General features: G+C 49.8%; 21 protein-coding genes. 19 read left to right on the forward strand and 2 right to left on the reverse strand.

From position 1 onward, the window contains the following. Nucleotides 1-9: 9 nt before the first annotated feature. The 6 genes from PHW04_03155 (at nt 10) to mtnA (ending at nt 3435) form a co-directional block, all read left to right on the forward strand. Nucleotides 10-468: a YkgJ family cysteine cluster protein gene (locus tag PHW04_03155; GenBank protein MDD2714875.1), complete on the forward strand. Its 459-nt coding sequence runs from the start codon at nt 10-12 to the stop codon at nt 466-468. Nucleotides 469-480: 12 nt separating this feature from the next. After that, nucleotides 481-1158 (forward strand): YggS family pyridoxal phosphate-dependent enzyme, encoded by a 678-nt coding sequence (locus PHW04_03160; GenBank protein ID MDD2714876.1) that lies wholly within the window; start codon nt 481-483, stop codon nt 1156-1158. Further along, nucleotides 1159-1536, forward strand: a complete 378-nt coding sequence (locus PHW04_03165) for a cell division protein SepF (protein MDD2714877.1) — start codon at nt 1159-1161, stop codon at nt 1534-1536. Next, a complete protein-coding gene (locus PHW04_03170; GenBank protein MDD2714878.1) occupies nt 1536-1790 on the forward strand; it encodes a YggT family protein in 255 nt (84 codons plus the stop codon). Before PHW04_03165 ends, PHW04_03170 begins: the two co-directional genes overlap by 1 nt. 156 nt (nt 1791-1946) lie before the next feature. Then, the gene (locus PHW04_03175; GenBank protein ID MDD2714879.1) at nt 1947-2408 is read left to right on the forward strand and encodes a DivIVA domain-containing protein; all 462 of its coding nucleotides are present in this window, start codon (nt 1947-1949) and stop codon (nt 2406-2408) included. Continuing rightward, complete coding sequence (mtnA, locus tag PHW04_03180) at nt 2383-3435, forward strand: S-methyl-5-thioribose-1-phosphate isomerase (GenBank protein ID MDD2714880.1); 1053 nt, start codon at nt 2383-2385, stop codon at nt 3433-3435. Before PHW04_03175 ends, mtnA begins: the two co-directional genes overlap by 26 nt. Before the next feature lie 73 nt (nt 3436-3508). Here the strand turns inward: mtnA and PHW04_03185 are convergent, their stop codons facing one another. Both PHW04_03185 and PHW04_03190 read right to left on the reverse strand, forming a co-directional pair. Beyond that, nucleotides 3509-5401 carry a hypothetical protein gene (locus PHW04_03185; protein ID MDD2714881.1) on the reverse strand — a complete coding sequence of 631 codons (1893 nt, stop codon included), beginning with the start codon at nt 5399-5401 and terminating at the stop codon, nt 3509-3511. Nucleotides 5402-5410: 9 nt separating this feature from the next. After that, entirely contained in the window at nt 5411-6295 is an 885-nt protein-coding gene (locus PHW04_03190; GenBank protein ID MDD2714882.1) for a hypothetical protein, read from the reverse strand. A 109-nt stretch (nt 6296-6404) separates the two neighbouring features. On the opposite strand from PHW04_03190, the gene tsaD reads away from it, so the two are divergent. The 13 genes from tsaD to PHW04_03255 all read left to right on the forward strand — a co-directional run bounded on the left by tsaD (nt 6405) and on the right by PHW04_03255 (nt 26597). Beyond that, nucleotides 6405-7388, forward strand: a complete 984-nt coding sequence (gene tsaD / locus PHW04_03195; protein ID MDD2714883.1) for a tRNA (adenosine(37)-N6)-threonylcarbamoyltransferase complex transferase subunit TsaD — start codon at nt 6405-6407, stop codon at nt 7386-7388. A gap of 75 nt (nt 7389-7463) precedes the next feature. Beyond that, a complete protein-coding gene (gene mutL / locus PHW04_03200) occupies nt 7464-9194 on the forward strand; it encodes a DNA mismatch repair endonuclease MutL (protein MDD2714884.1) in 1731 nt (576 codons plus the stop codon). Next, a complete protein-coding gene (locus PHW04_03205; protein ID MDD2714885.1) occupies nt 9194-11248 on the forward strand; it encodes a VIT and VWA domain-containing protein in 2055 nt (684 codons plus the stop codon). Before mutL ends, PHW04_03205 begins: the two co-directional genes overlap by 1 nt. Next, the gene (locus PHW04_03210; GenBank protein MDD2714886.1) at nt 11241-11807 is read left to right on the forward strand and encodes a nucleotidyltransferase family protein; all 567 of its coding nucleotides are present in this window, start codon (nt 11241-11243) and stop codon (nt 11805-11807) included. Before PHW04_03205 ends, PHW04_03210 begins: the two co-directional genes overlap by 8 nt. Nucleotides 11808-11873: 66 nt before the next feature. Then, nucleotides 11874-12674, forward strand: a complete 801-nt coding sequence (locus tag PHW04_03215; protein MDD2714887.1) for a hypothetical protein — start codon at nt 11874-11876, stop codon at nt 12672-12674. A gap of 89 nt (nt 12675-12763) precedes the next feature. Then, nucleotides 12764-15523 (forward strand): isoleucine--tRNA ligase, encoded by a 2760-nt coding sequence (ileS, locus tag PHW04_03220; protein ID MDD2714888.1) that lies wholly within the window; start codon nt 12764-12766, stop codon nt 15521-15523. Then, nucleotides 15520-16092 (forward strand): signal peptidase II, encoded by a 573-nt coding sequence (lspA, locus tag PHW04_03225; GenBank protein ID MDD2714889.1) that lies wholly within the window; start codon nt 15520-15522, stop codon nt 16090-16092. The genes ileS and lspA overlap by 4 nt, the downstream gene beginning before the upstream one ends. Next, a complete protein-coding gene (gene lgt / locus PHW04_03230; protein ID MDD2714890.1) occupies nt 16073-16834 on the forward strand; it encodes a prolipoprotein diacylglyceryl transferase in 762 nt (253 codons plus the stop codon). The genes lspA and lgt overlap by 20 nt, the downstream gene beginning before the upstream one ends. Nucleotide 16835: 1 nt before the next feature. Beyond that, nucleotides 16836-18098 (forward strand): histidine kinase dimerization/phospho-acceptor domain-containing protein, encoded by a 1263-nt coding sequence (locus PHW04_03235; GenBank protein ID MDD2714891.1) that lies wholly within the window; start codon nt 16836-16838, stop codon nt 18096-18098. Next, entirely contained in the window at nt 18095-19423 is a 1329-nt protein-coding gene (locus PHW04_03240) for a sigma-54 dependent transcriptional regulator (GenBank protein MDD2714892.1), read from the forward strand. Before PHW04_03235 ends, PHW04_03240 begins: the two co-directional genes overlap by 4 nt. Continuing rightward, nucleotides 19423-20700 carry an alpha-amylase family glycosyl hydrolase gene (locus tag PHW04_03245; GenBank protein ID MDD2714893.1) on the forward strand — a complete coding sequence of 426 codons (1278 nt, stop codon included), beginning with the start codon at nt 19423-19425 and terminating at the stop codon, nt 20698-20700. Before PHW04_03240 ends, PHW04_03245 begins: the two co-directional genes overlap by 1 nt. A gap of 60 nt (nt 20701-20760) precedes the next feature. Further along, nucleotides 20761-23583: an excinuclease ABC subunit UvrA gene (uvrA, locus tag PHW04_03250; protein ID MDD2714894.1), complete on the forward strand. Its 2823-nt coding sequence runs from the start codon at nt 20761-20763 to the stop codon at nt 23581-23583. Further along, complete coding sequence (locus PHW04_03255; GenBank protein MDD2714895.1) at nt 23580-26597, forward strand: HEAT repeat domain-containing protein; 3018 nt, start codon at nt 23580-23582, stop codon at nt 26595-26597. The genes uvrA and PHW04_03255 overlap by 4 nt, the downstream gene beginning before the upstream one ends. The last annotated feature ends 183 nt before the right edge of the window (nt 26598-26780 follow it).

The raw sequence follows: 26780 nt of genomic DNA on the forward strand, positions 1-26780 counted from the left end.
AATGAATTCATGCCTTTTAAATGCCGGTGCCCGCACTGCAGTTCGGAATTCCATATTTTTAATTTCCGGGAAACTGATTTTCTCTGCCCGGTCTGCCGGAAAAAGATTCTCTCCCGGAAATTTGACAGGGAGAAAGTCAAACAGCTTCCCTGCAGAAACTGCGGGGCTTGCTGCAGATTCGTGCCTGAACTTACAGCTTCGGATCTTGCGAGATTCAGGAAGAAGTTTCCTGAGCCTGATGAATATTTGTACGAAAAGAAGGGGAAGCTCTACTTCTATCTTCTGGATGAGAACAGTCAGCGCAGGCTGAGCAGCACCAAACTGGCAGGCTGCTACTGTATTTTTTTCGACCGCAGGACAGGGTTCTGTGCGATCCATACCTTCAAACCAGCGCAATGCACTGCTCTGGAAGCGAGCTTTGCCTGCAGAGGCGAGCAAAAGCCGGAAGTGGATTTTTCGAAAATCTGATATAATGCTGCCATGGAGACTCCGGCAGTCATCGCAGAAAACATCAGGAAGATCCAAGCTGTAATTGCCGCTTCAGCGAACCCTGAGGCGATTCTGGTTGCGGTCTCTAAAAACCAGACAGTGGAAGCCATCAAGGCCGCTTATGATTGCGGGATCAGGGATTTCGGAGAAAACCGGGTGCAGGAATTCCAGTCGAAATACCCGGTTCTGCCGGCAGACATCCGCTGGCATTTCATCGGGAGCCTGCAGAAGAACAAGGTCAAATACATCTGCGGCAAAGTGTTCCTGGTGCACTCAGTGGACAGTCTCAGCCTTGCCTGCGAAATCGACAGACGGGCAGGCCAATCCGGCTTGACTGTGAAAGTGCTGCTTGAAGTCAAGACTTCCCCTGAAGAAGGGAAACAGGGTGTGGAGACCGCTGCTGCCCCCTTGCTGGTCTCTGAAATCCTGAAACTCGAACATCTCGATTTTCAGGGATTGATGACAATGGCTCCGTTTGTTGAAGACAGGGAACCGATCATTTCCTCTTTCAGGGCTTTGAAAAAAGTTAAGCAGATTATTGAAGATACGGGAGAGACTGCTGTAAAATATCTTTCAATGGGAATGAGCGACGATTTTCAGATCGCTCTCAATGAAGGTACCAGCATTATAAGAATCGGACGTGGAATATTCGGTGAAAGGAGAGGGTAAGTGAACAAGTTTCTCAAAAAAGTCTGGGATTTTTTCACTTTTGAGGATTATGAAGAGGATGAGCAGGAGGAACCTGCCGAAAATAAACCCGCTCCACCGAAGCTCAAGCTCGAAGTCAGCGTGCTTGCGATTGCCAATTATGATGAGGTGGTCAAGATTACTACCAGGCTCAAGGAACAGCAGGGAGTGATCGCTGATCTGTCCAGGCTGACCTCAGACGAGCGCAAAAGGGCGATCGATTTCGTCTGCGGTACGATTTATGCCCTCAACGGCAACCTGCAGAAACTTTCCGAAAACACTTTCTTTTTCGCTCCCTCCTTTGTCAGTTTCAAAGTTGAACGGGGAAAACCGGAAGAAGAAATCTTCGGTAAGGATTGATGGAAAGGCTGATCGTAGCGGTATTTATCAGCTTCCAGGTGCTGATCGGGATCAGAGTGGTCCTCTCCTGGCTCGGCCAGGAACGGGGGAACAGTTTTTCCGATTTTGTCCATGATTTCACTGAACCATTATTATCCCGCCTGAGAATTGTACTGCCCATGAACGGCATGGGGATCGACCTTTCCCCGGTGATCGCCTTTTTTCTGCTGAATCTCCTGATGGAGGTTGTGATCAATCTCCTGAGGATGGGATGAAGTGCAGAGATCCAAAATGTTGAATGCTGAATGCTGAATTTTGAATGGAGAAAAAATCAAGATGGCGTGTCAAATCTGTAATTTAAAATTCAAGATTCAACACTTGAAATTCTGCCTTTCAATCCGGCTGCAAGACATCATGAAAAGGAAGACGATATGATTACCCCAATTGAACTGTCCAGGATCAAGTTCAATCAGTCGTTCCGGGGTTATGATGTCCACGAGGTGGAAGAATTCATCATCCGCATCTCCCAGGATTATGAGAAGCTTTTCGCTGAAAACCAGGCTCTTAAAAAGAAGCTCGGCCTGATGGAAAACAAGCTCGCAGGCTATGCGGAAATGGAAACAAACCTGAAAAAGACCCTGGTTTCAGCGCAGAAAACCTCGACCGAAGTCCGGGAGGACGCTGTCCGGAAATCCGACATCATTCTGCGCGAGGCTGAATTGAACGCAGAGCGTGTAGTGGAGGAAGCCAGGCAGGAAGCCAGGGAACTCACCAACAAGATCAGGATGCTGAAGCGGCAGAAAAAACTGGTGCGCGACGAACTCCTGGGCGTGATCAAGCGCTATCATGACCTTCTGGAGACTGAAGATGACGAACGCAAGGAAAGATCTTAAAACCTTTTATTTCGAAGATGGGACCCTCTTTCTCCTCAATCAGTTGAAACTTCCCCTGAAAATCGAGTACATCCCCTGCAGAACCGTGAAACAGGTGGCACGGGCGATCAGGAAAATGATCGTCAGAGGGGCTCCTGCGATCGGTGTGACTGCAGCCTATGGGATGGCTCTGGCAGCACGGGAATTTGAGGGTAACCGCGCCTTTGTAAAAAAAATGGAGCGCTCAGCCGAGCTTCTGCGCAGCACCCGGCCGACAGCCGTGAATCTGGCCTGGGCGCTGGAGCGGATGAGAAAACTCTATTCCAACTCAGCATTGCCTTCCTTGGAGATAGCGATACTGATGCTCAGGGAAGCGGTCCGGATCGATTGCGAGGATCTGAGCCTCTGCAGAAAGATCGGCGCAGCAGGTGCTGAACTGATCGCCCACGGTGACGGGATACTGACCCACTGCAATGCCGGGGCTCTAGCCACAGCCGGCTGGGGGACGGCTCTGGGAGTGATCCGGTCAGCCCATGAATCCGGGAAAAAGATCCGGGTTTTCATCGATGAGACCAGACCTTATCTCCAGGGAGCCAGAATCACGGCTCTGGAAATAATGAAAATGGGGATCGAATGTTATCTGATCTGTGACAATATGGCCGGATATATGATGAAAAAAGGTGAAATCCGGAAAGTGATTGTAGGCGCAGACCGCATCGCGGCAAACGGGGACACTGCGAATAAAATCGGCACTTATTCCCTGGCTGTGCTGGCTTCGTATCACAACATCCCGTTTTTCGTGGCAGCCCCTGTCTCCACTTTTGACCTGACCTTGAAATCAGGCGAGCTGATTCCGATCGAAGAGCGGCCGGAGTGCGAAATCACCACTATCAGAGGGAAGAGAATCGCTCCCCTGGGCGTGAAAGTCAAAAATCCGGCCTTTGATGTGACCCCGGCAGAGCTGATCAGCGCGATCATCACAGAGCACGGGATTGTAAGGCCGCCTTTTCAGGGCAAACTGGCCAAACTGGAACCGGTTCTAAAGTAAAAGAGAGAGCTTTTTTAGTGCTCTCTCTTTTTCAGGAGGGTAACCGAGTAATAGTGTTAAGTTAGACCATCAATCATGGCGCTTGTGTCATGTCTCCAGTACTGATTGAGCGCGAGCCGCTTTCCACAACTGCAGTAGACCAGGTGGTAACCTGGAAAGTATGGGCTTCGGTTGTGGTGACGGTCGTACTGTATGAATATGGGGGTGCTGTAGTAGTATCCCAGTACATGATCCAGTCAGGTTTGATCTCAGTGTCTACCTGATCCACATTGAACCCTGAGACATGCGCGTCATTCATAGCATCAACGTCAGCACCCAATGCCGTCGTCCACTGCAGCTGAACCAGTCCGGATGCCTGATGGTATGTGGCGGAAACAAATACCGGCGCAGGTGGAGCAAGCAGGAGCGTGAAGGAACGCCACTCAGACCAGGCGGTTGGAATATTGTGGGCTACAGACCCTGCAACTCTCCAATAATAAGTACATCCACGGGTGAGCGACACTGTTCCGGTATAGGTTTTATTGATGGCAATCACGTTATTCAACAATACATCAGTAAATTGCCAGAAAACAGATTTTACAATCGAACCGTTGACTTCAGGAGTGGAAGCCAGTTCCAGCACATACTGATTGCAGCCTGAGCTCATTGACCAGGAAAAGTTCGGATTCAAACTGGCTATGTAGCTGCCGTTTTCAGGCGAGATCGGCTGTGGCGGCGTCATCTTCCTCTTCACGAATCTAAAGACCGAACTGGGGGACTTCCATGAGATTACTTCAGCCCTTACACACCAGAAATACCGGGTGTTTTCCTTGAGCGCAGGGATATTTCCCGTATAAATACCGAGAGTGCTGGAATTGTAAACCAGAGGTGTGTCCTGATTGATCTGGGAGTAAATAATAGATGTCGAGTTTTTGATGATTGACTGCCAGACGATCGGGTCTGAGGGTTCGTACGAATCATCATTGTCGACATCTTCTGCAACGACCAGTTCGTATTTCGAGGCTCCGCTGACTGATTCCCATGAGAAGATCGGAGTTTCCTCATAGACTTCGCTGGTGTTGGGAGGGCTGACTAGATTAGGAATCGTAGCCACTGAATTCTGGGATGCCGGGAAAATTTCCACAAGTGTTGTTTCGCCTGCTTTGACGTTGATATCGTCCCCTGCCACATTTTCCTGGAGCCCGGTGGCATTGTTGAGGATGCTGAGCTTGATCCTGTAATGCGTCTTCATCTGATATTCTTCGGTCGACCCGTCCGGGTGCATCACTTTTTTTATGTATTCGACTGTTTCAGGCAGATTCTCAAATTTGAAGTTTCCTGCAACATAGCCCTTTGGGGGAAGAATAATCTGCATGGTTGGGGTGCTGGAGACTTCGAGCCCGTCTTGAGTCAGATAATTGGACAGGACGATTTCTTTGACATTGGCTGCTGCTGACGGCAGATCATTGTTTCCATTGTAATGTGCGCTGATCACGCCCAGGTTGGTGGACAGGTTGTTATAGACTTCTGCCGTGAAGAAAGTATTTTCATTCTGGATCTGAAGCAGGAAGTCCTTCTCCATGTAACCGGCTTTATTCATTTTAACAGTATAGACGTCGCTGACCATGCTGCTGACCATGAAATTGTATGTCAGAATCGAACCTGAAGTTCCGAATGTCACTTCTTTAGTTTCGGATTTTGTCTGAGCCTGATAGATCAGAGACGAGTTGTTCACTGAAGTCATCTCAATCATCACTCCGTTGATCGGAATGCCGTAATTATCGGTGACTATCCCGTAAACATCCGCATATTTCTGAGCGGTCTGGGTGCTGGTGGTCGTGGTGTTGGTGACTGTGGTGGAAACCACTCCCGGACTAGAGGTGGCAGTCGTGAATTTGCTGGCCAGCGTATCTTTTCCATCCCCGTTGCAGCTTGCGATTATGAACGAAAGAACTCCGAGCAGTGTAAAAAACAGAAGCTTCCGCATTTCCCCTCCTTAAAAGTTCATGCTCAGCCCGAACACGGTCTTGCTGCCGCCGGAAATCGGGAGGAGAGCAAGGTTGTCGGCTTTCTGGATCACGTCCATATCAATGGCGAAATTTCCTTCGGAATATCTGAGCCCGTAACTGTAAAAATCCCCGTTGAAATCCATCAGGGCCTGCAGATTGTCGGACAGTTTGAAGCTGCTTCCCGCCAGGAAGAAGCCTCTTTGAGAATCGCTGGAGTTGGCACTGCCGAAATGCGCGAAACAATTCTTTTTTCCTGTATTGATGCCGCCACCCAGGGTATAAGAGCATTTGGGAGTGTCCTGACCCCAGGCGAAGTAATATGAATTTTTGTACTTAATGTCATCCTTAAGCGAAGAAGTGTCCAGAATGCCGCCCAGGATAAAATCTTCCTTCAGCCTCGCCTTGAAGCTGAAATAAGGGTCGAGGTTAGACATTCCCGAAAGGGTGGTGAAGCATTTGGTTGCCCCGAATTCGAAGTTTTCATTGAATCCATAGTTGAATTTCATGTATTCAGCCAGGCGATCTTTGCCCTGGCTGGAAGGATAATATACATGCATTCCGGCATTGCAGGTCTGGGTGTTGAGCAGTTTCTGGGTGGGAACTGTGATGTATCCGCAAGGACCGATCACTGTGGCGAAGACATCCCCGCCGCTGACCGTGGCTTCTTCCTCTGAGGGCTTTATCTCTTTTGTGGCAGCTGCCTTTTCCATCTTTTTTTGACCGGGCTTCTGCAGATCCGGTTTGCCCTGCTCTGGATTGTAGTTCTTGAATCCCATCTGTTCCAGCACTTTTTCCTGATCATTATTGACCTCGCTTCCCAAAACCAGCGTGGCGATCAGGCTGAGAAGCGCTAAAAAGACGAATTTTTTCATATTTTCTCCCGGCAAGAGTTCTTTTAAGGAATTATCGAAAAAAGCGAGAAAATCCTTAACTATTTCCGCCGGATTTGACTGAATACCGCTTTTCAACTAGAGTTTAGGCATGAATGTACTTGGCGTGGAAACCTCCTGTGATGACACTTCCCTGGCTCTGGTCAGGGATGGACGGCTGGTCGGCTGCCTGACTTCTTCACAGACAGTCACCCACCAGCGTTTTGGAGGGGTAGTTCCGGAAGTGGCTTCCCGCGAGCATCTGAAGGAGATAATTCCCCTTTACCACCGTCTGCTTTCTGAAACCGGCGTCCTGACTTCAGATCTGGACCTGATCGGCGCTACTTTCGGCCCCGGCCTTTCAGGATCGCTGCTGGTGGGTGCCCAGTTCGCCTCAGGCCTCTCAGCCCATCTTGGCTGCCCCTGCCTGCCGGTGAATCATCTGGAAGGCCATGTTTTCTCAGTATTCCTGGATGGTTCGCCGCTGCCTGCTTATCCCTGGCTGATCCTGCTTGTTTCCGGCGGGCACACGGCTCTGATCCTGGCTCTGGGTCCTCACAGTTACCGTATGCTTGGCGAAACGATCGACGACTCGGTGGGGGAATGTTTTGATAAAGTGGCCCGGTTTCTTTCGCTGGATTATCCCGGCGGCCCGCAGATCGAACAGAAAGCCGAGGGCGGGGCGGTTCTCTATCAGTTCCCCCAGTCTTTCCTGAAAGAAAAGGATTACAGATTTTCTTACAGCGGGCTCAAGACTGCAGTCTGCAGCTTCACTGAGCGGAACAGTTTCCGGTTGAATGACATCTGCTGCTCTTTTCAGACTGCCGCGATCAACCCGCTGCTTGTCAAAATCAAGCAGGCCCTGACGGAATTTTCAGCAAAAGTCTTGCTGATTGCGGGAGGGGTGTCTGCCAACAACTTTCTGCGCAGCGGTTGTCTGAAGATCGGAGAAAAGCATGGAATTCAGGTCCTGATGCCTGAGCGGAAATGGGCGATGGACAATGCCGGCATGATCGCGCTGGCGGCTTACCACATCCATAAATCCGGAAAAGGACTGCAGCGGCGAAGCATCGATCCCGGGTGGACCCTTTGCTGAACGCGAGATTCAGGTACTGCGTGAACCTGGAAAATATAGTAGAATAATTACATCAATCTTGAAAGGTTTTCTGAGATGGGTAAAATCATTCGCCTGAACGACGAACTGATCAATAAGATCGCAGCAGGCGAGATCATTGAACGTCCGGGAAATGTAGTCAAGGAACTGGTGGAAAATTCCCTTGATTCAGAGGCTTCCAGGATCTCGATCGAGATCAAGGATGGCGGCTCCAAAGTGATTCAGGTCGCTGACAACGGCTGCGGGATGCAGGATGAAGATCTGCTGCTGGCCTTTGAGCGGCATGCCACTTCCAAACTGGGCAGCGAGGAAGATCTTTACAGGATCAACACTCTTGGTTTCAGGGGTGAAGCGCTTCCATCGATCGCAGGTGTCTCCAAACTGGATGTATACAGCAGGGAGCATACTTCCACACTGGGAAATTATCTGCGGATCGAGGGCGGACAGCTGAAAAAGATTCAGCAGATGAGCTGTAATGAAGGCACTTCAATCACAGTCAGAGATTTGTTCTATAATACTCCTGCCAGAAAGAAGTTCCTGAAATCCGCACATGCCGAGAGCCACGGGATTCTGGAAATTCTGCTCAGATATGTGCTTGGATTTCCAGAAGTGGCTTTCACACTTGTCAACAACAGCCGGGTGCAGCTCAAAACTGCAGGCAACCTGAGCCTGCAGGAAGTGCTGGGAATCGCCCTTGGCAATGAAGTCCGCGACAATGTCGTGGAAGTTAATCATGCTGCCGGAGATTATCCGCTGAAAATAAGAGGGTTCGTTGGAAAACCGAATCTGAGCTATCCCAGAAGCGGCAGTATTTATTTCCTTGTGAACAGGAGATACATACGGAGCAATTTTCTGCTGGCCGCTCTGCTGGAAGGATACCGCGGTTACCTGATGGTTAATAAATATCCAGCCGCCGTATTGTGCCTCGAAATCGCCCCAGAACATTTCGACATTAATGTCCACCCGTCAAAGCTTGAAATCAAGTTTGTCCATGAAAAGACAATTTTCGGCGAAATCGTCAAAGCCGTTTCCCTGGCACTGACCTGCAGTCATTCTTATAATCCGGGCGGCACTTTGGAGCGGGAAAGGATTGAACTGACAAGAGAAACGGGGCCGGTCACAGGGTCACTGTTTCCTGAGGACAGGCCAAATAATTCCGGCGAAGCCGTGTTCCCTTTTTCGCTCAGCCCGGAATTCAAGCCTGAAATTGTCAGCGAACGTTTCAATTTTTCAGAAGCCAGGATCATTGGACAGTTCAATAACTCTTATCTCCTGTGCGAATGGAAAGACGAACTGATCCTGCTCGATCAGCATGCTGCTCACGAGAAAGTCCTGTTCGAAACATTGCGGGAAATGTATCTGGTCGGGTTGACTTCCCAGCCACTCTTGATTCCTGTGGTGCGGGAACTTCCCCCACCCGCTAAGTACAGTCTGCTTGAACGAAGGGAAGCGTTTGCCAAAGTCGGGATTCAGTTGGAGGATTTCGGAGGCAATACCATCAGGATCACGGAAATTCCTGCCTTTGTAAATCAAAAGGAAGTCGAACAGTTGTTTGAGGTGATGAAACAGTCAGGTTCAGACAATTACGATTTCCTGAAAGAAGAGCTGATCAAAAAGATTGCCTGTCACAGAGCGGTCAAGAACGGCGATCCCCTGCGGCCGGACGAGATGATTTCACTGCTCAAGGGGTTGGAGAAGCTCAAAAATCCATTTTTCTGTCCCCATGGACGGCCTGTGATGATCAGAATCGGGGTCCGTGCACTGGACAAAATGTTTCGGAGGATTTGATGAAACGAATCTTTATCCTGCTGCTTCTCTTCACTTCAATCTTCTGCCATGCGGATGGAATCATCGTGATCCCGGACAGGATCGACACCGAACCACCTTATCTCAAGCTGGAAAAGCACCTGGTGGATGTGCGGATAGTGGAAAATCACGCCACAACTTCGGTGGACGAGATCTTCAGGAATCCCACTAACCGGCGCATCGAAGGACTTTACATTTTTCCGCTTCCAGTGGGCGCAAGCATCAGCGAATTTTCTTTTGAAATCGGTGGAGTGCTGCAAAAGGGCGAGATTCTGGAGCGAGAGAAAGCAAGAGCGATTTTCGAGGAAATAGTCAGGAAAATCCGTGATCCTGCTCTGCTGGAATTTTACGGGCAGGGTTTGTTCAAGGTCTCGATATTCCCGATCGAACCCCGCGAGGAAAAGCGGATTGTACTGAAATATAACGAGATTCTGAAGGGTGATGCCAGGACTTTCAGGTATTTCTATCCTCTGAAGATCGAACACAACGCCGGGGACAATATCCCGCTTTTGAGGATCAGCCTGGATGTGAAGCAGAAGAGACGCATCGCAGGACTGTATTCCCCTGAATTCAAGCTGGACCGGGTTGATGTAAAAGGCGGGCTTAAAGCCTCTTTCGAAGCCCGGAATTTCGAAGCGACTCACGATTTCACGGCATATTTTACTCTGGGCGAGGAACTTTCCTCCTCACTCATTTCCTATCGGGAAGGAGCGGACGATTATTTTCTGCTGAGCATTTTCCCGCCTGATCAATCGAATGTTCAGGCAGTGACCAAGGAGATCATCTTCGCACTGGACACTTCCGGCAGCATGGTCGGGAAAAAACTTGACCAGGCTCGGAAAGCACTGAATTTCTGCCTGAAAAGTCTGAAGGCCGCTGACAGCTTCAACCTTCTCACCTTTGCCACTTCGGTGAAAGCCTTTTCAGAAAAGGTACTGCCGGCCGATCCGGAAAACATCAAGAATTCCTGCGAATTTCTGGACAAAATCAGTTCCCTTGGAGGCACCAATATTTCCGGAGCCCTGGAGCAGGCGCTGAATTCTTTTTCCAAAGCTGAACTTCCCCATTATCTTGTTTTTATTACAGACGGCGAACCGACCCTTGAATTGACGGAACCAGGTGAAATCCTCAGAAAAACCAAGGAACTCAATCAGATCAGATCCAGGATTTTTACACTGGGTATCGGAGCTGATCTTAATTCATACCTTCTTGATAATCTCTCCTCTGATAATGGCGGGGCGAGCGATTATCTCTCCGAAGAGGAGGAAATGGAACTGAAGATTTCATCTTTTTATCAGAAGATCAGTTCCCCGGTTCTCACCGGGATCTCACTTTCCTTCAAACCTTCAGATGTAGAACATTACCCCGGTGCAATTCCTGACCTTTTCGCGGGCAGCCCCATGCTGCTTGTAGGGAAGTGCCAGAAGTGCAGCAAGCTGGCGCTGGTCTTGAACGGCAGGCATGGCGATGAAAAATTTACCGGCGAATATTCGTGGGATCTTGGCGGATCCGACATGGAAGAGAGCTTTCTGCCTCTCCTTTACGCACAGAGAAGGGTAGCCTATCTGCTGGATCAGATCAGGAAAAACGGCAGCAATCGCGAACTAATCGATGAAATCAAAAAGCTCGCCCTGAAATACGGGATTGTCACTCCGTATACCTCATTTCTGGTGGTGGAAGACCAGAAATTCGAGCGGGAGCGTGAAGTGCTTCAGTCCAGGATGGATGCGACAGGGGCAGGAGCGGTAGCCCTCAGCAAGAGCCTGAACGAGCTTTGGGGAGGCGGAATTGCCGGTGAGAGCAGAAAGGAAGCCGAAAAAATAGGCATCAAGGCTGTCGGGGGAAGGACTTTTATTAAAAAGGGTGAATTCTGGCAGGACACACAGTACAAAGAAGGCCTGAAAGAAATATTGATCAAAGTATTCAGTTCGGAATATTTTGCCCTGATCAAGGAAAACCCCTCGCTGGCAGCGTTCCTGTCTTTAGGAGACAAGATGATCCTGGTGGTTGGCGAGAAGGCTTATCGCATTGAATAACCTGATTCCCGTAATACTGGCAGCTGGCGAGTCCAGGCGCATGGGAAAACCTAAAATTCTTGCTGAATTGGCAGGCAGAAGATTCGGTGACCTGATCATTGATAATCTTAAATCAGCAGGATTTCAGCGGATTCTGCTCGTACTGGGCTGCGATTACGATTTGTTGCATCCGATTTATTCCAAGCTCGATCTGGATCTGGTCAGGAATGAGGATTTTCAGGCAGGTCCGCTTTCATCCCTGAAGAAAGCGTTGAATTTCCTCGGGGATCCTGTCCCGATCATGCTTTATCCTGTCGATCACCCGCTGGTCAAAGTGGATACTCTGATCCGGCTGAAAGAAGTTCACGGGGAAAATCCTGACCTGATCCTGATCCCCACTTACAAGAAAGAAAAAGGACACCCTGTGGTTTTCGGGAAAGGGTATTTTGGTCCACTTCTGGGAGCTTCGCTTGAGATTGGTGCCAGAGAGGTCGTCTGGAAAAATCTGGAGAAAGTGCTCACAGTTGAAATCAATGACCCTGGTGTGGTAAAAAACATTAACAGACCTTTGGATTTGTGATGGATTTATTATAAGCAAGCTAGAACCTGTAGTTTTAAGCCCTACAGGAAATTTCGGAGGGCTAAAGTGGCTGACTGGTCCAATGTGAATGTGGAAAGCGCTGAGCTGCGAAGGCGCAAGCGCACCCAACGGGTAAAAGTCGAAAAAAAAGAAAAAGAGCAGGAAAGCAAGAAAAAGCAGTTCCGCCTGATGATGCTTTCTCTGACGATTTTCCTGTTCGTGATCATCGGCTTCAGCATGATGATCTATTTTAAAGCTTCGGCGAGCAATCAAAAAACTACAGTAGAGCGCATGTGCGGGTCGTTTGAAGGCATCATCGGCAAAGTGGAACTTTTCAAGAAAGACACGGGATTTTACGATAAACTCGACCCGAACCAGAAGTTTGCAGAGAATGACAAACTCAGGACCAGCGACTCCGCGGAAGTCGTTGCCAAGTTTCCTGATCTTAGCTATGTCAAGCTGTTCGGGCAGACTGAAATTGGATTGACAGGCATTTCCCTGGCTGAATCCGATAATCCTGAATACTCGGCATTGAATTTAAAGATAGATTTTCAGAGCGGGGAACTGGTGGTCTGCCTTCCGAAAGGCAAGGGCGGGATGGAGATCAATACTCCGCTCGGTAAATTAGTACTGGAAAACCTGGTCCGAACCATGGTCAAGATTGACAGTATCCATGCCTCTGATGATTTCAAAGCCAACCACCCGATCCGGATAGTTGTTCAGAGCGGGGCCTTGAAATTCACTGATAAACTCGGGATCAAGGATATTACACTTAAAAACTTTCAGGAAGTCTATATCTGGGACCAACAGGGACAGCTCAGAAGCAGCAAGCAGAAGGAAATCAACCCTGCAGCCGAGCGGTTCTGATTCTTCTTTTTTAACATTCGTTTAACTGGAATATCTTGCCTTGCCGGGCATAAAATGATATGTTTTAATTCGATTTCGAGGAGGTTATTATGGATTACGGCGATACATTGAATCTTCCCAAGACCGATTTTCCCATGAAAGCGAGCCTTCCTGAACGCGAACCTGAGATTCTGAAATACTGGAGCGAGATAAAACTTTATGAGAAGGTCATGTCCAGAAACCGCCTGAATCCCAAGTTCATTTTCCACGACGGACCTCCTTATGCCAACGGACACATCCATATCGGAACTGCCTTGAACAAGATACTTAAGGACATAGTAGTCAAGTACAAAAGCCTGCGTGGCTTCCATGTGCCGTATACACCCGGCTGGGATACCCACGGCCTCCCGATAGAACTCAAGGCCATGGAACAGCTCAAGGGAGAAACTGATCCTCTGAAGATCAGGAAAACATGCAGAGAGTATGCCTCTAAATTCCAGAAAATCCAGCAGGAGCAGTTTGTCAGGCTGGGTACGCTTGCCGACTATGCGAATCCATATCTCACTTTCCTGCCTGAATACGAAGCAAAGGAACTTGAAGTATTCCTAAGGCTGGTTGAACGTGGCTTTGTTTACAAAAACCGCAAGCCGATACACTGGTGTCCCCATTGCGTCACTGCGCTCGCCGAAGCAGAGATTGAATATGAAGACCACAAATCCCCCTCGATTTTCGTGCGATTCAAGCTGAAAGACAGCTTCCGTGACCTGCCGGCTGAAACCTACTTCGTGATCTGGACCACTACGCCCTGGACACTTCCAGGTAATGTGGCGATCTGCCTGCATCCGGACTTCGACTATGTTTCTTTTGCCTATGAAGGCGCTGTCTACATAGTAGCTGAAGGACTTTACAGCTCATTCCTGGCGGGAGTGAACTTTGAACCAGGGAAAGCACAGATCACGGGTAAATACAAAGGCAGGGACCTGGAAGGGCTGAAAGCAGCCCATCCATTTATTGAACGTGAATCCCTCGTGATCCTCGGGGGGCATGTGACCCTGGAGACAGGTACCGGATGTGTGCACACGGCACCCGGCCATGGATCTGAAGATTATAGCGTTGGGCAGAAATACAATCTGGAAATTATTTCTCCGGTGGATGAACGCGGCAGGTTTGACGACGGTTTTCCTTCTCTGAAAGGGAAGCATGTCGAAGCCGCCAATCCGGATGTTGTAAAGATCCTGGCAGAAAAATCGGCATTGCTTGGATCTGCTGAAATTGTCCATCAATACCCACACTGCTGGCGCTGCAAGAAGCCTGTGATTTTCCGTGCCACCCCGCAATGGTTCATCCGCGTGGAAGAAGGAAACCTCAGGAATGATGCTTCGAAGGCCTGCGAAACAGTGCGCTGGATCCCGGAAATAGGGTATACCCGCATCACTTCAATGATCGCCAATCGTCCGGACTGGTGCATTTCCAGGCAGCGTGTCTGGGGAGTGCCGATCCCGGCTGTATATTGCGAGTCCTGCGAAGAGGCCATCCTGGACCCGGGAATCATCGGCAATGTGATCGCCAGGGTAAAAAAAGATGGCTGCGACTGCTGGTGGACCGAATCTGCTGAAAGCTTCATCCCCAAAGGATTCAAATGCCCGAAATGCGGTGGAATCAAGTTCCGCAAGGAGCGGGACATCCTGGACGTCTGGTTTGATTCGGGAACTTCTCACTGGGCGGTGCTCAACCAGTGGCCGGACCTGTCCTGGCCTTCAGATCTCTATCTGGAAGGTTCAGACCAGCACAGGGGCTGGTTCCAGACTTCGCTGCTGACTTCGATGGCGGCCTTTGACAAACCGCCTTACAGGAATGTGCTTACCCATGGTTTTGTAGTGGACGGGGATGGCAGGAAGATGTCCAAGTCGCTGGGGAATGTGATTGCCCCCGAAGAAATGATAAAGCAATATGGAGCAGATGTGCTCAGACTCTGGGTGGCTTCCAGTGACTATCAGGAAGACATCCGGATCTCCAAGCAGATCATGGCTCAGATGGCTGACTCCTATCGGAAGATCCGCAATACCGTGCGATTTCTGCTCGCCAATCTTTACGACAAAGCAGCTAACCGCTATTTTGACCGCTCGGATGCAGTCCCTCTGGATGAAAGGGAGGAACTGGACCGTTACATCATGTATAGATTGAAGGATCTGACTGAGAAAGTGACTGCCTGCTATGAATCCTATGAGTTCTACAAGATCCTGCAGCTTCTCAATAATTTCTGCGCCCTGGACCTGAGTTCGTTCTATCTGGACATCATCAAGGACAGACTTTACACTTCTAAGACCGATTCCAGGAAAAGGCGCAGCGCGCAGTCATCTATCTACGAGCTTTTAATGACCCTGAATACGATCATCGCGCCGCTCCTTTCCTTTACAGCTGAGGAAATCTGGCGGCACATCCCGGGCGAAAAAACAGAAAGCGTCTATCTTTCGAACTGGCCTCTACTGGATTTTCAGGTGGATACCGGTTTGAAAGCCAGATTCGATCTGCTGTCGTCCCTGAAAATATCCGCTGCCGTAGCTCTGGAAGCCGCCCGTACTGAAAAACTGATCGGACATTCACTGGACGCCGAAATCCTGATCTATTCGGAAGAACACAAAGCCCTGCTTGAACGCAATCTGGACTGCCTCAGAGAAATCCTGATCGTATCTCAAGTTTCGCTCAGGACAGAACCAGGGACTGAAGAAAAGGCGATCTGGGACGAGGGCAGGAAAAATCAGTTTCTGGTGAGAAAAGCTCCAGGCGACAAGTGCCCACGCTGCTGGCAGTATAAACAGCTGAACGGAAAAGAGATCTGCCCCAGATGCCTCGGTGAACTTGGTGCATGAAACGGGTGCTGCTGTATATTCTGCTCGGACTGGTCGTAATTATCGGTTTAGTCTCAGTCTGGCCTTTTTTTGTACTCAGGAGATCAGTCAGGATAGTTCGCCGGGGATTTATATCTTATCTTCCTGCCCTCCTGCTTTTTGCAGGGGACTGGTACACTAAGCGGATCGCCACTGACCAGCTCTGCGGGCTTCTCCCGAAGCCATTGCTGGGCAGCCTGCTCGGACTGGAATATACCAAGAATTTCGGCGCCGCATTCGGGATTTTCCAGCGCCAGCAATGGCTGTTCATCGCCGTGGCGCTGAGCGCCATCATCATCCTCTTCATCCTCAGTTGCGACTGCAGTCATAAACCTGCCTACCTGAAGTTAGCCTATGGCTGTTTACTTGGAGGAGCGCTTGGAAATCTGGCTGATCGCCTGTCATGGGGCTATGTGATTGATTTTATCCATCTCAGGGGATTTCCGATCTTCAACCTGGCAGATCTGTCCATTGACATTGGACTTGTGCTCATTTTCTGGTATATCCTGAGAGAGAAAAAAGAGGTGAAGTTTGCATCAGATCCTGTTTAAACTGGGACCGATCACCCTGTATTCCTATGGCCTGATGATTGCCCTGGCATTTCTGGCCGGGATCTATCTCAGTAGGCGCATCTTCGTGCGCATGAACAAGACTGTGGACCTGGTTTACGATCTGGCACTGGTGATCATTGTCAGTTCGATCCTGGGAGCCAGGATTTTCTATGTATTGAACAGCGGGAGCTATTTTCTGGACAATCCTCTGGAAATTTTCAAAATTTACAAAGGCGGACTGGTCTTTTACGGCGGTTTCATCGGAGGTCTGATCGGAGGATATTGTTTTGCGCGGCTCAGGCATTACGATTTTTTCGAGCTTGCCGACGCGGTGGTCCCGGTGGTGGCACTTGGCCAGTCCATCGGCCGGATCGGCTGTTTCCTGAACGGCTGTTGCTATGGTCAGGTATCTGATACTTACGGGATCGTTTTTCCTGAGCTGCGGGACGGGCTTCTTCGCCTGCCGACTCAGATTTTTGAAAGCGCCGGGGATCTTCTGATCTTCGTGATTCTGTACCGGATGCTCTGGAAACGCCGCTTCCACGGCGAAAACTTCAGCCTTTATCTGATCCTGTACGGCATACTCAGATTCATGATCGAATTTCTGCGCGGTGATCCGAGGGGAAGCGTTTATTTCGGCTGTCTGTCCGTCGGCCAGCTGCTCAGCCTGGTCGGAGTGCTGACTGGAATGACGATTTATCTGTTGGGATTCCGGAGCAGGCAGACCGGCCGGAAAGGATGAGATGAGATCACTGATAGGACGGATTCTGATTTGCCAGACACTTTACACCCTGCTGCTTTATTTTTTCATTGTTCATCCCCCGCTCAACATCTCCAAGCGCATCTGGCTGAGAAGCCTTCCCGACAAAGTGAAAAAAGTCCAGCAGTTCGTGCAGAGCCGCAGGCTTTTCAGACCTGGTTTTCAAAATATGCCACCCTCGGCACTTTCCCAGTTTGATCAGCTTTTTCTGATAACCGACAGTGAAGAAGCGATGACTGATCTTTTGAATCGGGATACTGCTGAAAAGCTGGCACTTACTGCTGGAGTCAGGAAAATACTGGAAAAGAACAAGGATAAGCTGGAAAAACGCAAGGAATTCTTCGATTTCGACAAAAGCGGAACCGATGTTAGGCTGCATTATTTCAGGATGTTCGGAAAAGACCGCAACATTTTTTATTACAACACAGTGATTCCGCAGGGAGAACTGGACCTGATCAAGCCATATTTCACCTACGTGTTTCTGATCTATTTCATGCTGAGCGCTGTGACCCTGGTTCTGCTGATCAGCATGGAGACCGAGAAAGGCATCGAGCGGCGGCATGAAAAGGAGCTTGAGTACAATGAACGGATCAAGGAATGGCAGCTTTTGTCAGCCGGAGTGGCACATGAGATCAAGAATCCGCTCAGCTCAATTTCCATGTTTGCAGAGCTCCTGTCGCGGAAAGTGGAGAATCGAGAGCCTGAGGCTGAATATCTGGGATATATATTCAAGGAAGTAAAGCGTTTAAATGCAATAGTCAGCAATTTTTTGAGTTTTTCCAGACCGCCCCAGCTGACCCCTGAAAAACAGGATCTGAACAGGCTGCTCAGGGAAGCGGTCGCTGAATTCGGAAAATCTTATGAGAAGATCGAATTTAATTTTCAGGCCTCAGCCATTGACGAATTCTACTTTGATCCGGCCAAGATCAAGCAGGTGATTTTGAATGTGATCAAGAATTCGGTGGAGGCCATCATGGAGAAGAGCATTGATGGAAAAATCCTGATCCGGACCGAAGTGGCAGGGAAGCAGGTGAAGGTTGTGTTCGAGGACTCAGGGCCTGGGATCAGAGAATCACAGGACAGAGTACTGCAGCCATTCTTTACCACTAAATCCCAGGGTTCAGGGTTGGGATTGTCGATTTCCTATCAGATCATGAAATCACATCTGGGTGACCTAGCGATCAGCAATCTGGAGAACAACGGCTGCAGGGTGGAACTTACCCTCCCATATCAGAGGTTTGTATGAGCGAATACCGGATTCTGATCGTGGATGACGAAGAGAATCTGCGGAGAGCCATCCGCTACGGCTTGTCAGGCAGGCGATTTTCTGTGCTGGAGGCTGCGAGCGGACGCCAGGCTTTGGAGGTTCTGGAAAAGGAACAGGTGGATCTGATTGTTTCGGACCTGAAAATGCCCGAAATGGACGGACTGAGCCTGTTGTCGGCCTGCCATGAAAAACATTTCCAGATCCCGTTCATAATCCTGACTGCGTTTGGTACTGTCGAGACAGCCGTGGAAGCGATGCGCAGCGGGGCGATTGATTTCCTGATCAAACCTTTTCCACTCACCGAACTGGAACAGAAAATCAGTGGGGTACTGATGGCTCAGTCCGGTGCTTTAAAAGTGAATCCTGCCATAGAGGATTTCATCGGAGAAAGCCTGGAAACAAAGACCCTGCTTTCTCTGTGCGGAAAATTTGCCAGGGCACCCAGTCCGGTGCTGTTGACAGGCGAATCCGGTACAGGTAAGGAAATCACGGCGAAGCTGATTCATAAACTGTCCGGCCGGACCGGTAAATTCCTGGCCGTCAACTGCGGAGCCCTGCCTGAAAATCTGCTGGAGTCTGAACTGTTCGGCTTCCGCAAAGGTGCTTTTACCGGCGCAATGCGGGATCATCAGGGTTTTTTCGTGGAAGCTGAAGATGGAACTCTGCTTCTGGACGAGATCGGGGAGATATCTCCCAGGATGCAGGTGGCGTTGCTGAGAGTGATTCAGGAGCATGAATTCCATCCACTGGGATCCGCTAAAAACCTCAAGTCCAATGCCAGGGTGATCACTTCCACCAACAGGAATCTGGAACAGATGACGAAAGAAGGCCGCTTCAGGGAAGATCTTTATTACAGGCTGAAAGTTTTGGAAATCGTGATCCCTCCGTTGCGCAAACGAAGAAGCGATGTGATGCCCCTGGCCGAGTATTTCCTGAATTCATTCTCAGTCAACTCCGGGAAAAATGTCCGGAAATTTTCCGATTCAGCTTTGTCGGCATTACAGACATATTCTTTCCCTGGAAATGTTCGTGAATTGAAAAACATGGTGGAGCGGGCGGTCTGGCTCTGCGAGGAGGGCGAGATCGGATTGCAGGACCTGGGGCTTTCCGGAACCGAGGGCAGGCTTGAAGACGACAATCGGCTTGAATTCAAAGACCGTGTCGAGAGTTACGAGCGTAACCTGATCAGGGATGCAATCGTAAAATTCGGCAACAACAAGACCCAGCTTTCGGAAAAGCTTGGCTTGAATCGGACAGCCCTGTTGTATAAACTGAAAAAATACGGACTGCTCCAGGAGGATTGATGTTGCAACCGATTCTGATTTACAATCTTTTTCCCAGACTGCTCGGTTATATTGAAAACTGGTCCGCTCACTCCAAACGAGCCGCGGAAATGGGATTCAATGTCATTTACGTAAATCCGATCCAGTACGCCGGGTTATCAGGCAGCCTCTATGCCATCAAGGAATATTACCAGTACAACCCGCTGTTTTTCCGCACTGCTGATGTCAGATCCCAGGAGGCTGAATTGAGGGCGTTTTTAAAGCAATGCCATGATCAGGGAGTGAGGGTACTCATCGATCTGGTGATCAACCATACCTCGATCGACAGTCCTCTGACAGTCGAGCACCCGGACTGGTACCATCACGAAAAGGACGGGAGCATTACCCATCCCGGTGCATACAAGGAAAAAGTAAAAATCGTGGAATGGGGGGATCTGGCCGAACTTGACAACCTCCATTCCCCTGACCGTAAGCACCTGTGGGAATACTGGCGCGATTTCGTGCTGCACCTTCTTAAACTCGGATTCGACGGCTTCCGCTGCGATGCTGCTTATCAGGTACCTTCCGGTCTCTGGGAATACCTGATCTCAGCCGCGAAATCCGAGAAACAGGATCTGATCTTCGTGGCAGAGACTCTCGGCTGCACCCCTGTCGAGGCGGCAAAGACAGCCCGGGCGGGGTTTGACTATATTTTCAACAGCTCCAAGTACTGGGATTTTGTGGAACCATGGTGCCTTGTGCAATACAACCGCTTCCGCAAATTCACGAGCACGATCAGCTTTCCGGAAAGCCATGATACTCCCAGGCTGTATCGTGAACTGTCGGGGAATGTGCAGGAGATCAAAAAAAAGTACCTCTTTGCCGCCACGTACAGCAGCGGATTGATGGTGCCGATCGGATTTGAATATGGTTTCAAGAATCAGCTGGATGTTGTTTCCACTACTCCATTCAACTGGGAAACCATGAATTTTGATTTTACCGGTTACATCCATTCGGTGAATTCACTCAAGCTTAAGTATCCCATCTTTCATCACGATTCCGAGCTGGTGGAAATCAAGAGCGAAGATCCTCAAGTTTACTGCTTTATGAAGCATTTCAAGAAGCAGCACGCCCTGATCGCGATCAATAAGAATCCGAACAATCATTCCAGGTTTTACATGCGCAATCTGTATGAAATCATGGATGCCAGGATTATCCAGGATGTTTCTCCTGAATGGGGCGGAGAACCGGTGCCGCCTGATTACGACTATTACCTGCGTCCGTCACAGGTCAAGGTGCTGGTGACTGAATCAAGATAAATATGCAGGGGCAGACCCTTGTGTCTGTCCTTGTTTTCCACGGCCGCGTCAGGAGTATTCATGGATCTGCTTAAAATCACAGGGGCGCGTGAGCACAATCTTAAGAACATCAGCCTGGAAATCCCGAAGAACAGGCTGATCGTTTTCACTGGTGTTTCTGGGTCAGGGAAATCATCCCTCGCTTTTGACACGATTTATGCGGAGGGGCAGCGGCGCTACATCGAGTCTCTCTCGGCTTATGCCAGGCAATTCTTAGGCAAGCTTGAGAAACCTGAAGTGGAATCCCTGGAAGGACTTGCTCCCGCGATTGCGATCGAGCAGAAAAAAGCCAGCAACAATCCCCGTTCCACAGTGGGAACGATCACCGAAGTCTATGATTTTCTAAGGGTCCTGTTCGCCCGGATCGGTGAACCGTATTGCCCTGACTGCAACATTCCGATCAAAGGGTATACGCTGGACGAGGTCGTGGAGCGGGTGCTGTCGCATCCTGAGGAAAAGGCAATTTTCCTGTCTCCTGTTGTGCGCGAACGCAAAGGCGAATACAGGAAACTCTTCGAAACGATTAAGCGTGACGGTTTTCTCAGGGCCAGAGTGAACGGGGAAATCATTAATCTGGAAGACGCGATCCCTGAACTGGACAAGAAGCGCAAGCATTCCATCGAGATCGTGATCGACAGGCTCAGGATCAGGGCCGATGACCGTGCCAGGATTGCAGAAGGAGTCGAACTGGCCCTTAAAAAAGGGCATGGCAATTTCATTTTGAGGCTTCCTGATAAAAGCGAAGAACTGCTGTTTTCCGAGCATCACAGCTGCCCTGAATGCGGCTTTTCCTTTCCTGAACTCAATCCACAGCTGTTTTCCTTCAATTCACCGCTCGGAATGTGCCAGCGCTGCCATGGACTCGCTTACATCAAAAAATTCGACGTGGAGAAAGCGATCGCAGATCCCGGTCTTTCTCTGCATGACGGCGCTCTGCGTTATTTCGGCAAGCTTAGGGACAAAAAGGATTCCTGGTACTATCGTCTGCTGTCGTCGCTGGCCGGGAAGATCGAATTTTCGATGGATACGCCATACAGGCAGCTTTCGGAAAAAGCCAGGCAGGCCATTTTTTACGGAGACCAGAAGGTGGAGATCACCTGGGGAAAGGGGAAAGAACGCACCACACTTCGTTACGAGGGCCTGGCCAATTCCATCTACAGGCTTTATCACGAGACAAGTTCCGAGGAAAATCGGGAATTCTACGACTCATTCCTGGAAGAGGAGATCTGTCCTGACTGCAGGGGAGCCAGGCTCCGCAAGGAAGCGCTGGCGATCAGGATCTGCGGGAAAAACATCCATGCTCTGACTGACCTTTCAATTGACAAGCTGCTTTCGTATTTCAGGGAGTTGAACCTGTCGGAAGAGAAAACCAGGATCGCCCAGGTGATACTCAGGGAGATTACCGGCCGGTTGTCGTTTCTGACAAATGTCGGCCTGAATTATCTCACCCTGTCCAGGCGTGCACCGTCACTGTCGGGTGGCGAAGCCCAGCGGATCAGACTGGCCAGCCAGATCGGATCAGGCCTGACCGGAGTGATTTATGTGCTGGACGAACCAAGCATCGGACTGCACCAGAAAGACAATAAAATGCTGCTTGACACTCTGAAGAAACTGCGTGATCTCGGCAACACTGTGATCGTGGTGGAACATGACGAAGAGACGATGCGTGAGTCGGATTTTCTAGTGGATTTCGGCCCGGGTGCCGGTGAACTGGGCGGTTATATTGTGGCTGCCGGGACACCCGAAGATGTCATAGGTGTAGAAAAATCCGTCACAGCAAAGTATCTGAGGGGGGATCTGAAAATCGAGTCCGGATCTGGAAAAGATCTCAGTTTCAAGAGAGGTTTTCTTTCTTTTACGGGCGCAGCGGAGCACAATCTTAAGAACATCGATGTCCGCTTTCCGCTGGGAAAGATATCGGTAATCACTGGAGTTTCCGGGTCAGGCAAAAGTACTCTGCTTTACGAGATTATCTATAAAGGACTGAAACGCAAAATATCCGGCACAGGCGAAAAGCCGGGCAGATTCAAGCAAATTACCGGGAGCAGCGGCATCCAGAAGATTTTGAACATCGACCAGGACCCGATCGGACGCACACCGCGCTCCAATCCCATCATCTATACCGGCGGCTTTACAGGGATCAGGGATATTTTTGCCTCTCTGCCTGAATCCAAAAAAAGAGGATACGGACCAGGCAGATTCAGCTTCAATGTCCGCGGCGGACGCTGTGAGGCCTGCCAGGGGGGCGGACGCAAACGGATCGAACTTCTGTTCCTGCCTGATGTCTATGTTACCTGTGAAGTCTGCAAGGGACGTCGTTTCAACAGCGAGACCCTGGCCGTATCCTTCAAAGGGAAAAACATCAGTGAAATCCTGGAAATGTCAGTGGACGAGGCCTGGGAACTTTTCCAGCCCTTCCCTAATGTAAGGCGCTATCTGGAAACGCTGCGGGAAGTGGGACTCGGTTACATAAGACTGGGTCAACCGGCAACCACCCTTTCGGGCGGTGAAGCCCAGCGCATCAAGCTGGCCCGTGAATTGACCAAAGTTTCCCGCGGTGATACCATTTATCTGCTGGATGAGCCGACCACAGGCCTGCATTTCGCCGATGTAGACAAGCTGATTAAAGTGCTTCAGAAACTTTCGGAAAAAGGCAACACCCTGATCATCATCGAACACAACCTGGACGTGATCAAAGTGGCCGACTACATTCTCGATCTTGGTCCTGAAGGCGGCGAGGCGGGAGGACAGGTTGTTTTCAACGGTCCGCTGCCAGGCATACTCTCGGAAAAAAAGTCCTTCACCGGGCAATTTCTGGAACGGCATTTGAGGAGAGAAAAATGAATCAAAACGATTCTGTCAAAGCTTATCTTTCCGGTAAAGTCCAGCGTGATGAATTGCGCAGCATTCCAGAACAGGAACTGATCCGGATCCTGATCGGCCATTTTACTGATCCGGACTGGGAAATCAGAAAAAAATCAGCTGAGACACTGTCAGGATTTTCGACGAACGAGATCTTCGCAGCCCTTAAAGATTCATTGAATCTGAATCACCTGGACCATGCTTTCTGGTCTTTGAGAGTTTCCAGGTATCTCCTGAATCCACAAGCTCTGGCACTAGTGTCGGAATACCTGAAAAGCCCTGATAAGAACATACGCATCTATGCCCTGGATACCCTGGAGGAACTTCAGGTCCCGGAGCGAATTCCACTGCTAATTGACCTTTTGGGAGACCCGAAATGGTCTGTGCGGAAAAAATCTGCGGATATCATTGTGAAGATTCCGGAAGCCGCGAAACTGCTGGTCAAGAACTTCCGCCATTCCAATGAAGACAAGTCATACTGGATCATCAGGATACTGGGGAAGCTCCTGGCTGAGCGCGAACTGGACCTGCTCCTCAAATTTTTAAAAAGCAAGAAGCATAAGGAGAGATATTTCGCAATCATGGCGCTGGGCGAGCGGAAATCAGTCAAATCCATCCCTGAACTGATCCATTGCCTGTCCGACGATCTCTGGGTGATCCGCAAGCAGGCTGCCGAAGTCCTTGAACATTTCGGGCAGGAGGCTGTGCCCTTCCTGGAGAACGAGCTGGTCAAGACCTCTCATAATGACATCACATACTGGTGCTCCCAGATTCTGGCCAGGATCGGGCAGCAGGAGATACTGCCTTTTTTCAGCGAATTATACGATAAATCCAGCGATGACGTAGATCTGCGCAACTATCTCGTGATGGCGCTGAATCGCATAGATTCCGAGAAAATATTTTCTCTGCTGATCCGCGCCTTTGACGACAACTACTGGCTGATCCGGAAACAGGCTTATGAAATAGCAGTCAGCAAGGGGCAGCTGGCGATCGCGCCGCTCGTTTTAAGCCTTGACAAAGCTCTCCGCGATGACAATGAAAACATCTGCCACTGGAGCATCAAGGTGCTGTTGAAACTCAAGGGGCTGGCACTGGAACCGATCAAGCGTTTCATGAAGGGCGACAATCTCAGCATCAAAACACTGATCATGATGCTGTTCTATGAATTCCGCGATCCTGCTACTTTTGAGATCCTGAATGAGGCTCTGGAGGACGGAAACTGGGCGATCCGCAACCAGGCGGCCCGTACTCTGGTAGAAATCGGGGGAATCGTGCTCAGAAAACTGGCTGAGGATTTTTCCAGGCATACTCCACCGATAGCCTCGGATCGCTGTTACTGGTGCAAAAAAATATTTATGGAATCCAGTGAAGAGGGCAAAAAAATCTATCAGAATCTTCTGCTTCAGTTCAATGTGGATGACTTGATGAAACTGGCAAAAGACGTCACCTACGATGGAAACATCCAGCTGCAGAAGGAACTGAGCGCCTTGCGTAACCGGGAGGAAGCCCAGGTGGAACCCGTGAAAATAGCTGAAGATGAACGCAAACTCAGGGACAAGGTGGAGAAGATTTTTGCTGATCTGCAGGCCCAGTTCGACGAGGTGCGGACGATCGCCCTTAACACGCTACTGAGTCTGGGGGACCTGCCTCCCGGAATCCCGATCATGATAGAGAAGCGTCTGTCAGTGATGAATTTCATCATGGAAGATGATTTCAAAGCCTCCATTGAAGACACGTTGAACAAGTTCAGGGTTAAATACTCACTCAGACCGCTGGATCCGGATCCCGACGAATTGAAGGGACGGAGATGGAGTCAGGTCGCGGATCGCTGGGAGAAGCTCAATTTCATCTACCTGGTGAATCTGTTCCATGCCGAGCAGAACAAGCGGGACCTGCTGGACGCATTGGAACGTGAGCGGGATGTGATCGTGCTGCGGGCAGCATTAAAGGCAGCACCGAATTATTCTGATTCCCTTATTTCCGAGAGGCTTGCTCAAATCCTGATGCGGGAACTGCCTGAACCATTGAAGCTTTTGTGCATCAAGATGCTCGGGAAAGTTAAAGTGACTCGCAGCGCGGCTGTATTGATCCCGCTGCTTGGTACAAAATATAAATACTCTGCGATGTCCGCCATGGTCGAACTGGGAGAGGAGCTCTGCGGGAAAGCTTTGAAGGACCTGACCTACCTCCAGGAAAAAAAAGACTGGCTGCTCGCTCTGCAGCTCATGGAAGAAGTCAGTCTGGACGAAAGCAGGGCCACGCTGCTCTGCGGGCTTGAACTCAAAGACCGTGATCTTGTGGAGAGGCTGATCAATGTCTTCACCCGTTATCTTGATGAGCGGCTGCTTTCACTGTATGAACTGCACAAGACCAAACTGCGCAAAGAGATTCTTGAAAAGACCGAGGAGATAGTAAAACTTTTCTATCAGAGTAAAATCGCGCCATTGGTTCCCAGAAATCTTGAAAAGTGGAAGGAGTTCCTTGATCTACTGGAAAACAAGGAAATCACATACCAGAAAAAGCGGGAATTGTTCAGGAAGAATCAGGCAGAGTCTTTGCCTGATTCGTCAAAATCCACAAGCGAAGAAAAGCCACCCGTAGCAGACATCGGAGAGGATCTCGAACTGACCACTAAGATCGGTGAGAAAGCTTATGAATACCTGAAGGAAAAAGTCTGGGATTTCCCGGAAGCTACGGAAGAATTTCTGGAACTCATGAAAGTCGATGACTCCATCGACCGGAGGAAAGATTATATTTTCAAACTGCAACAGGATCTGACTCCCCGCTCGGGAGGATTCCTGGAGCGGATCAAGGAGAGGCAGGCCAGACAGGAAGAGATTGAGCTGACTGAGCGGATGATAGTTCATCTGTTGCAGAAGCGGAGTGAAAAGATCGAAAAGCTGGGGGAAAGAATTTTGAAAAATGCGGTGGATCTCAAGAACCCTCCTGCTGAACTGATCAAACTCGTGAAAAAATTCGGGGGGAATGATACCTGAACCGAGGGACTTTTTCCTGAAGCTGGAAGGATTGTGCGGAGGCGGAGCCTCCAGGAGTTTGTGATGGAAATTATTTATGGAATCAATCCTGTGCTGGAAGCTATCCGTTCAGGCAGGCGTCCGCTGGAGGCGGTGCTGCTTGCGCGGGAGCGCGAGGAAGGCGGCAGGTTTCGCGAAATCTTC

Source organism: Candidatus Wallbacteria bacterium (assembly GCA_028687545.1).
GTDB lineage: Bacteria > Muiribacteriota > JAQTZZ01 > JAQTZZ01 > JAQTZZ01 > JAQTZZ01.

Bases quoted from the DNA above. Each gene is read 5' to 3' on its own strand.
- PHW04_03190 (MDD2714882.1), bottom strand. From the start codon at position 6,295: ATGAAAAAATTCGTCTTTTTAGCGCTTCTCAGCCTGATCGCCACGCTG.
- mutL (MDD2714884.1), top strand. From the start codon at position 7,464: ATGGGTAAAATCATTCGCCTGAACGACGAACTGATCAATAAGATCGCA.
- PHW04_03185 (MDD2714881.1), bottom strand. From the start codon at position 5,401: ATGCGGAAGCTTCTGTTTTTTACACTGCTCGGAGTTCTTTCGTTCATA.
- PHW04_03240 (MDD2714892.1), top strand. From the start codon at position 18,095: ATGAGCGAATACCGGATTCTGATCGTGGATGACGAAGAGAATCTGCGG.
- PHW04_03160 (MDD2714876.1), top strand. From the start codon at position 481: ATGGAGACTCCGGCAGTCATCGCAGAAAACATCAGGAAGATCCAAGCT.
- PHW04_03255 (MDD2714895.1), top strand. From the start codon at position 23,580: ATGAATCAAAACGATTCTGTCAAAGCTTATCTTTCCGGTAAAGTCCAG.
- PHW04_03245 (MDD2714893.1), top strand. From the start codon at position 19,423: ATGTTGCAACCGATTCTGATTTACAATCTTTTTCCCAGACTGCTCGGT.
- PHW04_03170 (MDD2714878.1), top strand. From the start codon at position 1,536: ATGGAAAGGCTGATCGTAGCGGTATTTATCAGCTTCCAGGTGCTGATC.
- mtnA (MDD2714880.1), top strand. From the start codon at position 2,383: ATGACGAACGCAAGGAAAGATCTTAAAACCTTTTATTTCGAAGATGGG.
- lspA (MDD2714889.1), top strand. From the start codon at position 15,520: ATGAAACGGGTGCTGCTGTATATTCTGCTCGGACTGGTCGTAATTATC.
- PHW04_03235 (MDD2714891.1), top strand. From the start codon at position 16,836: ATGAGATCACTGATAGGACGGATTCTGATTTGCCAGACACTTTACACC.
- PHW04_03205 (MDD2714885.1), top strand. From the start codon at position 9,194: ATGAAACGAATCTTTATCCTGCTGCTTCTCTTCACTTCAATCTTCTGC.
- uvrA (MDD2714894.1), top strand. From the start codon at position 20,761: ATGGATCTGCTTAAAATCACAGGGGCGCGTGAGCACAATCTTAAGAAC.
- tsaD (MDD2714883.1), top strand. From the start codon at position 6,405: ATGAATGTACTTGGCGTGGAAACCTCCTGTGATGACACTTCCCTGGCT.
- ileS (MDD2714888.1), top strand. From the start codon at position 12,764: ATGGATTACGGCGATACATTGAATCTTCCCAAGACCGATTTTCCCATG.
- PHW04_03155 (MDD2714875.1), top strand. From the start codon at position 10: ATGCCTTTTAAATGCCGGTGCCCGCACTGCAGTTCGGAATTCCATATT.
- PHW04_03175 (MDD2714879.1), top strand. From the start codon at position 1,947: ATGATTACCCCAATTGAACTGTCCAGGATCAAGTTCAATCAGTCGTTC.